Below are 5,108 nucleotides of genomic sequence, written 5' to 3'. Positions count from 1 at the left end.
GTAGATCACCGCGTCCGCCGAGAACCGCACCGGCTCACTTCAAACGATCCAATCGAAACTGCCCACCCGCACTAAGGAGGCAAAACCAGCCCTGTACGCGCGGGCAGTTCCGATTGGAAACTAACGTCTGCCGGTACCTATCGCGAGTTTGATGTACATTTTGATTTAGATGAGGAACTTGCACTGATCTAGCTCTTTCGGTCCCTGGTATTCCCCTAACCAGTTCCAACCCTCGTTCCACACGGAATGAAACCTATTCCCAAATCAAAATGGCTGGCAGGTTCGGCTGAGAGGCCCGCAGGCATGCGTAGCCCACGCCAGCGATTCCCCGGAAAAAGCCGGGCTTGTAGTCCTGTGGTCCATCGCCCAAGCGAAGGAACCCTGTTGCAGTCCAATTGGAAAGGAGATGAGAAAGGCGCGACGCTATGTCAGATTGCAGGCGCAACTCAGGGAACTGGCTAGCCGCGGCAACCAAAAAATCGATGTGCCCCGCCAACCCGCAACAGAGAGTATCGTCGAATGAATCCTCTTCTTCTCTTGTCAATTCGATTGCCCGCAATATATCGTTCTCTACCTCGAACCTTGGGATGCAGTCGTGATTGCGCATCGACAACCGGCTATAGCCGATGCCAGTTGCGCCGTAACACCACTGGCGCGGCCACCTTCGCCCGCTTAGCGCTTGATCGGCCCTTAGATCAGGCCATTCTCCGCGATTTCTGTCGAACCAATGGTTCTCGAACGAGACGCACTCCGTAGCAAGGCACTTGAAGCGGTCGTCTTTCGATTGGCTGAAAAGTCGCGAAAACGCGAGAGCATATCCGGCGGCGCCATGGGCCACACCTGTTAATGGTTGATTCAGGAATGTTGAAGACGACCAGATTCCCCATGGATTAGTTGCAGGCCGATGACTTGCGAGGTGATCCCCGCATTTGATAGCAAGATCGAGAAGCCACTCTTCTCTGACCAGCGAATACAGCTTCAACAGGCCCAGGATCGCACCGCTTGCTCCACCGATCAGGTCAAAGCGGGTATCTGTCGATATAACAGGGCTCGTGATTAGACGAGCTGCGAGTTTAGCACTTTCCAGAACAGATTCGCTCTGTAAGAGGTCGCTAGCCACACACAGGGCGTAGATTATCGATCCGATGCCTGTCCCCGCACCGAGGCCGGCCGAACGGATATACCTGGCCCCTCCCCCAGAGCTGAGGAGGTGACGCGTTGCTGCCAGGCTTAGAAGCGCCTTTGCACGCGCACTATCGGAAACTCCACATTTTGCGAGTGCCGAATAGAATACCGCGATGCCGGCGTTCCCACCATAGAGATCGTGTCCAGTTGGACGCAATTGGAATGTAGCTGGTGGTGCAATTCCTTCGAGAGTCATCCAGGCCGCAGATCCATTTGTCCAAGTGCCAGCCGAATTAAGTTGCTGTTCGGCCCAGAGGGCCATGTTTATCTCAGCTGACGCCTTCTCCACCGCCTGAAACGCGGGACAGGAAGTGGGATTTCGAGGACTGCGTGAAATCCCGAGGGCAGTAGAGACAAGATGCTCCTGTTCCCGGACGACTTCCCTTGATAGCTGTCCGATGCGCGCGCTCATCACCTTCAGACCTGCGAGGGCGTCGATTCTCGTGGCCATACCTCGGTTATCGAAGAGCGAGGCAGTTCTTGGGGTGCAGTAGAAGCTCGGAATGTCCAGGTTGCAAAGCGCTCGCCTTTCGCTTCGAGAAATCGACCACAAACCTGATATTTCCTCATTAGGATCAAGAAAGCGTGTGGTAAAGTCCGCTTCCATGCTCCATGCGACTGAATCAGCCATCCTGGTGTGATCGCGAAGCCGATCCAACAGCAGATAGTAGAAACGAGTAGGCCGCAGGACACGCCGAGTTGCAAAACGGGCGCTTCGATATCGAATGTGCGCGAGCTCATCTCTGCGATCCGCTGCGAAGTCCATCAGGGTGCGGAAACCATTCATGAACTCTGCTCGATAGCTAAGAATCGAAATCGGCTTGCCGAGGAGTTTCGGTAAGTGCGATGAAATCTCCACTGCGTTCGTTCTGTACACCGGCTCCATGCGCGGGGTGTTGATCTCCGTCCAGTGAACTCTGTTGACCTTGTATTTGCAGGGTTCAAGGGCGCCTATCGCGAATTGTTCCTCATTCTCTGCCTGGATGAGCGTTGGGAGCATCCCGGCGCTCAAAGGTGAGTTGGCGATCCTGAAGTTAACTTGCCATAAAGCGGATAGCGCTTCTGGCAGGCGCTTTGAGCTACGAACCTCAGGTTGCAATATGGTCTCGAAATCGATGGGAACCGGAGTTGATCCATGGGCTACGAAGTTTTCAAAGTGCATATCCGTGATCGCAAGCAGATGGCAGATTGCCAGCCATGCTCCCGCACGTGTGTAGAAGATGCGTATAGCTTCGTCGGACTCGCAAGGTGCTTCTGCTACATGCAATGCCCAGCCGTACTCTTTTCGCGAAATGACGGGCGGGATCCACAGGGGAATAGGACAATTCATGCGCCTCAGAGTTTCTAAGAACTCGCGCATGAACAGATCTGTTCCAAGGTCTTTAGGCTTGTACAGGATTCTGGAAGTTCCATCGAATTCCAACAGTGCGACTGTTCCACCTTCATTGTGAGGATCAGAAAGTCCTGGTTGAATGCCTGTCAACCGCGAGCGGGTTGAGATGCGTGGATCCAATTCCGGCAACAAACAGAAGTCCGAACTCAGTCTACGAAGGAGTTCTAAGGTGTACGCAATCCAATTTGATTTGAGGGTTGCGATGAGCCGGAACAAGACCGGCATTTGCCTGACCAGGGTTTGGATGCCTTCCTTCTTCATGAAGGATTCAAACGGTTCGAGGTCATTCGATGAGAGGATTGCGCGCAGGTTTCGTACACCCGCTGGTGAGTCATCAGCAAGGAGCTGGTTTCTCCAGTTGATCAAAGCCTGATAGATCGGCAGTTCGCACAGGTTCGCTAATTGCTGCACAAGATGCTGGTGAAGGTCATCAAGTACGCAAGGGTCTGGGACTTCCATTCCAAGCGCAACTAACTTCAGTGCCAGGGTGTCTGACGCTGAACGCACAACCGGCCAAAGTAGTCTGCCGAAAGGCAAGCTTGAGAGAGCTTCGGGACCGGCATCCCCGCGAACGGGTTCGGCACTCATTTCATTGATAACTTCTTGAGCTGCTGAGACCCACTGCGGCTGCCGAGCCGTGGGTCGGCGACGCACTCCCCCCAGCCTGGATCGCACATGCTCCAGCGAAAGGCAATCCCGCCGCAATCTCTCGCGAAACCTGGCCCAATCACCGTCTGCACTGATTTCGCACCACCTGCGAATACGGCTTTCGGCAAGTTGGGCATCCGCCCGGTCGGCATCTAGCGGTTCAAAGGCTTCCGAGAGTACCTCATCGAGCAGAAGTGCGGAGTGCTCGAGATCGAGTTCTGCTGGAGACGTCGGAAGGGCAGATAGGGTGCTCGCCAGTTCCATTCAGACCTCCGTGAACACCCTATCCTCGAAAACTACACCTCATCCCCTGCAACCACCAGTGCAGTTGACTCCCGGGTTGCTGGAGCCGCCACCACTGCTGAATTCGGGGAATACGTCCATGCCAGATGCCATCTCGACGAGCGAATCGTCAAGCTGACGTTTGCGCAGCATTTGGTCGAAGGTTGATTCTGCTTCGCGAAGTTGCTCGATTAACTCGGTCATTGATTCCTCCTCGTATATGGTTGAATTGTGATTGTGGTCCAAATGCAACAGGTTCTTGCAAACGGAGTACGCAGAGCTTTGCGAACAGGCGCGTTGGACGGCCACTCTCCTGCCCGGTCATCCCCCGGATATCCCCGCGGGACCTTTCCTTGTCCAATAAACGACCTGTGAATCAGCGTCCTCAGGGAAGTCAATGTTCAGGGAAGGAGAGAATTGTAGCAGTTCCGTTTGGCGGGCGCATTTCAGCAGATCAAGCTGTCTTTGATCTGCAACCGGGATGTATCTCGTATATTGAGGATCCTTCCCGTTTTTCCAATCGACCAATTCATAGAACTCGTAGAAGTAGAGCTGTCCGCACTCCCGACATTTGAGCAGGTACCTCCACCAATGTCTCTCGCAAGCGAAGGTATCGAAGCGCTCGAATTTTTCCGCCATCTCACCTATGACAAAATTCGGATTCTCCCAATAGACACATCGGATCGGTTCACAGGTAATCATAGTTTCGGAGCCAGAACTCACGTCGCTTAATGGGCGGGGCGATCAGACACCCATACCGATCTGTTCGAGGCAGAACGTAATCATCGTCTTTCGGTGGGGAAAATGGCAAGTGATCAATAGTAACCACAGTTCCGTTACATCAAATCTTGAGAGTGTCCCCGGGAGGACACCAAAACCTGATTGAATTTCCCGTGGCAAATGGCGGACAGTACCTGAGACGCGGGCATCTTCTTCAGGTTTTCACATCTGCAGAGCGTGATCTCTTCATCATCATTTCTGCATGAATTCGGATGCCTGCACTCTTTGTATTCGCGAAACCGCAGAGAGTTCGACGCATGGTAGAACTGCAATCAAGACATCCCCGATTCTGTGCGGCGCGAACCGTCGCGAAACACGTCCTATTTGCAATTGCCGGTCATGAAATAAATGATCTAAATCAATACCACTTTCCTTCCTGCTTAGAAGGTGCGGTGGCCGTCGAAAAGAAAGCGATACCGATCCCGAAAAAGACGCGCTCGATTCTCATCGCAGGTGCAGACGGTCACTGTCAAACCCTCTTTGTCGTTTAGAATTTCCTGGTATCCGATTGACAGGCAACGGCTTGGGTGTAATTGGAGTAAGCTTCTTACTTCCCGCTGTGGCAATTCGTGGAGGACGCTAATGAATGAAACCATTCATTTCCATAGTTCCGGAGTTCAGGTAACAGATATACAAATTTGCACAAAGCAAGACACCGTGCTAATTCGCGACATCAGTGCGGTGCAACTAAAGTGACCTTGCCCTCAGAATGCGTATCTCTTAGCCCTGCGGGTTTGAGGAGATATTCATCCTCGTCGTAGTCGTGGCGCGGGAATGTGGGAATCGGCATTATCGATTTCCAAGGTCTGTGGGAAGGGTG

General features: G+C 53.2%; 2 protein-coding genes. Both read right to left on the bottom strand.

The window, feature by feature from the left end:
* Positions 1-253: 253 nt before the first annotated feature.
* Positions 254-3,166: a type 2 lanthipeptide synthetase LanM family protein gene (locus tag WCA10_RS20380; RefSeq protein WP_472824362.1), complete on the bottom strand. Its 2,913-nt coding sequence runs from the start codon at positions 3,164-3,166 to the stop codon at positions 254-256.
* A 363-nt stretch (positions 3,167-3,529) separates the two neighbouring features.
* Positions 3,530-3,712, bottom strand: a complete 183-nt coding sequence (locus WCA10_RS20375; RefSeq protein WP_472824361.1) for a hypothetical protein — start codon at positions 3,710-3,712, stop codon at positions 3,530-3,532.
* Between the last annotated feature and the right edge of the window lie 1,396 nt (positions 3,713-5,108).

Source organism: Occallatibacter sp. (assembly GCF_049582745.1).
Classification (GTDB): domain Bacteria; phylum Acidobacteriota; class Terriglobia; order Terriglobales; family Acidobacteriaceae; genus Telmatobacter.
Note: the sequence above shows the minus strand (reverse complement) of the source record. Positions and strands in the feature narration are given on the sequence as shown.